2 protein-coding genes are annotated in these 3129 nt (G+C 51.5%); both read left to right on the plus strand.

The annotated features are described in order from the left end of the window. The first annotated feature begins 223 nt into the window (after positions 1-223). Positions 224-2347, plus strand: coding sequence for a TonB-dependent siderophore receptor (locus RTY00_RS18715; RefSeq protein WP_312665443.1), 2124 nt, complete (start codon positions 224-226; stop codon positions 2345-2347). Positions 2348-2394: 47 nt separating this feature from the next. Then, the coding region (locus RTY00_RS18720; RefSeq protein ID WP_312665444.1) for an ABC transporter substrate-binding protein at positions 2395-3129 on the plus strand (735 nt) is incomplete at its 3' end.

The raw sequence follows: 3129 nt of genomic DNA on the forward strand, positions 1-3129 counted from the left end.
TACTACAAAACACCAATATTTAAATGAATAACAAAGGGTTTTATAGCTACATTATATTTTCATATTGCAAATCATAAATTTTACGATATCTGATGCAAACCCATTAATTATTTAAAAAAACCATAACCCGCTAAATTAGCGCCACAATTTTGTTGCAAATGAAAATCAATCTCATTACTATCTTCGCTTCTAAATATTCCTATTTTGATGCGGATTTAAACTAATGAAGTGTCTTTGCTGTTTTTCACCAGCGGTAAAATATACGCTCTCTGGCTCTCAGGTTTTACTGGCTTCAACCTTGCTGTATAGCGCTTCTGCCGCTGCAGCCGAACAAACATTAACCGTTACGGCCGATCAGCCCTCTTCCACCAGCAGTTATAACCAGGATGACGCGGCTGCCACGTTACGCACCGCGACACCACGCAGTGAAACACCGCAGTCCATCAGCGTGGTGACACCGCAGGTAATGAAGTATTATCAGGTCACTAGCCTCAACGATGCGGTGAAGTTTGTCAGCGGCGTGACGCAGGGCAATACGCTGGGCGGTACCGAAGATGGCTTCGTTAAACGTGGATTCGGCTCCAACACCGATGGTTCAATCTTCATTGATGGCGTGCGCAGCAATCAGGGATTGACCATGGATTCCAGCATCGATCATGTCGAAGTGCTGAAAGGATCTTCATCGCTGTTGTACGGCATTCTCAATCCCGGCGGCATCATCAATCTGGTGAGTAAAAAACCGCAGTATCAATGGAATACGCATATCAGCGGTGAATCCAGCAGCTTCGGCGGCGGCACCGGTATGGTCGATGTCACCGGGCCGCTCGGCAACGGCTTCGCCTTCCGCATGGTAGCGGAGCGCCAGCGCGAAGATTACTGGCGCAATTTTGGTGTCAATGAACACACGCTGCTGGCCCCTTCACTGAGCTGGTACGGCGATCGTGCCAACTTCAACGTCAGTTACGTCGAGTATAAATATGACGTGCCTTACGACCGTGGCACAGCATTTATCGGCGGCAAACCGGTTGATATCCCTTATAACCGTCGTCTGGACGACTATGCCAACCATGCATGGGGCAAAAACAAACGCCTTAACGTGAGCTACGGCTATAACCTCGATGACGTATGGGAAACGCACCTCAATTACGGCTGGATGCAGCGCCGTTATGACAGCAACGAAGTGCGCGCCACTGCAATTAACACTAGCACCGGTATCGTCTCGCGTCGTGCCGATGCCAACCGTGGTTTCAACCATCAAACCGAGTACGTTTCCTGGGACATTAGTGGATCGCCAACCCTTGCGGGTATGCAACATGATCTGCTGCTGGGCGTCGATTATGAGCAGAATGAAACCTACAAAGCGCGTTCCTATCGCGGCAGCGTTTCACGCAGCTTCAATATGTACGATCCGGTTTACGGTGAAGAACCGATTCTCAGCGATAGCACTTATAACGACAGCATCAGCAACCTGCGCACCAATCTGTATAGCCGTTCGCTGTTTGCTAAAGACAGCATTCATCTCACTGATAAATGGATTGCCGTTTTGGGAGGCAGATTCCAACGCTATACGCAAACTTCCAGCAATGGCTTTATTGATCCAGAGACAACGCTCAACGATCGCGGTAACGCCTTCCTGCCGCAACTTGGTGTGGTGTATAAGGTTTTACCGGATGTGTCGCTGTATGGCAGCTACAGCAAATCGTTTACGCCTTCGACGCAAACCGATGATAACGGCGATGTGGCATCAACCGAAAAAGGCAGCACCTGGGAAGTGGGATCGAAGTGGCAAGTGGCGCCGAATCTGGCCGCAACGCTGGCGCTGTATCGCATAGATGAGACCGATATGTCGATTTTCATCAACGGCGTGACGCGTAATATTCCGAAAGCGCGCTCAACCGGCGCTGAACTGGAGATCAACGGTGAAATTACGCCGGACTGGAATCTGATTGCCAACTACAGCTACGACAAAACCGAAATCGTGGCGGACAACGTGAACCCAGATAACGTCGGCAACCGGCTGGTGAATGCCCCAACCAATATGGGCAGTTTGTATCTGAGCCATACGCTGCGCTTCTCATGGTTGCCGGGCGAATTGCGCTTCGGCGGCGGTGGACGTTATGTCGGTACGCGGGCAGGCGATCCGGAAAACAGCTTTGTGATGCCGGCTTATACCGTGGCGGATGCCTTTATCGCCTGGGATAGCCAGCTGATCGGTAAACATACGCAGTTGAAGCTGAACGTGAAGAATCTGCTTAACCGCGAATATTACGAATCCAGCGCCGGAAATCTGCGCGTCATTGAAGGTGAGCCGCGCGTGATGTATCTGCAGGCGTCAGTCGATTTCTAACATGATCCGCTCCGCCGTCGTGGGCGGAGCCATCAGAGAGCAGAATAATGAGACGAATATTGCTGGCTTTGCTGCTGATTCTGCCCTGGATCGCTCAGGGCAAATTGCTCACAGACAGTTTAGGCCGCCAGGTTGAGGTGCCGGATAATCCGCAGCGTCTGGTGATTGGTGAAAGCCGCATGATCTATACGCTGGCGCTGGTAGAAGAGGGAAATCCCGCTAAACGCGTGGTGGGCTGGCCCGCCGATCTGCACAATCTTGATAAACAAACCTGGGATCGCTACGTCAAAGCCTTTCCGCAGATCGCCAGCATCACGCAAATCGGTAACTCCAACTTTTCCCAGCTGAACGTGGAAAAAATCATCGCCCTGCAACCGGATCTGGTGATTTTGCCGGTGTATGCGCGCACGCCGCCGAATAACTCAGCCTTTATGCAACAGTTGGCGGCGGCAAGCATTCCGGTGCTGTTTCTCGATTTCCGCGTTGATCCGCTGAAAAACACCGTAGGCAGCCTGCGCACGCTGGGAGCTGCGTTGAACGATGAGGCGAAAAGCGAACGCTTTATTGCGTTTTATCAGCAGCATATGCAGCGCATTCGCGAACGTCTGGCGAGCTATCAGGGCGAGCGTCCCAGAGTGATGTTGCAGTTGCACCTCGGTAAAAAGGCGGAATGTTGTACTACCGTGGCGCATGGCAATCTGGCTGATTTAATCGCGTTTGCCGGTGGGGATAATATCGCGGCGGGACGCTTTCCAGCGGTATTTGGGCAGCTCAATCCAGAA

This window comes from Pantoea sp. CTOTU49201, assembly GCF_032054795.1.
In the GTDB taxonomy this organism is placed as follows: Bacteria; Pseudomonadota; Gammaproteobacteria; order Enterobacterales; family Enterobacteriaceae; genus Pantoea; species Pantoea symbiotica.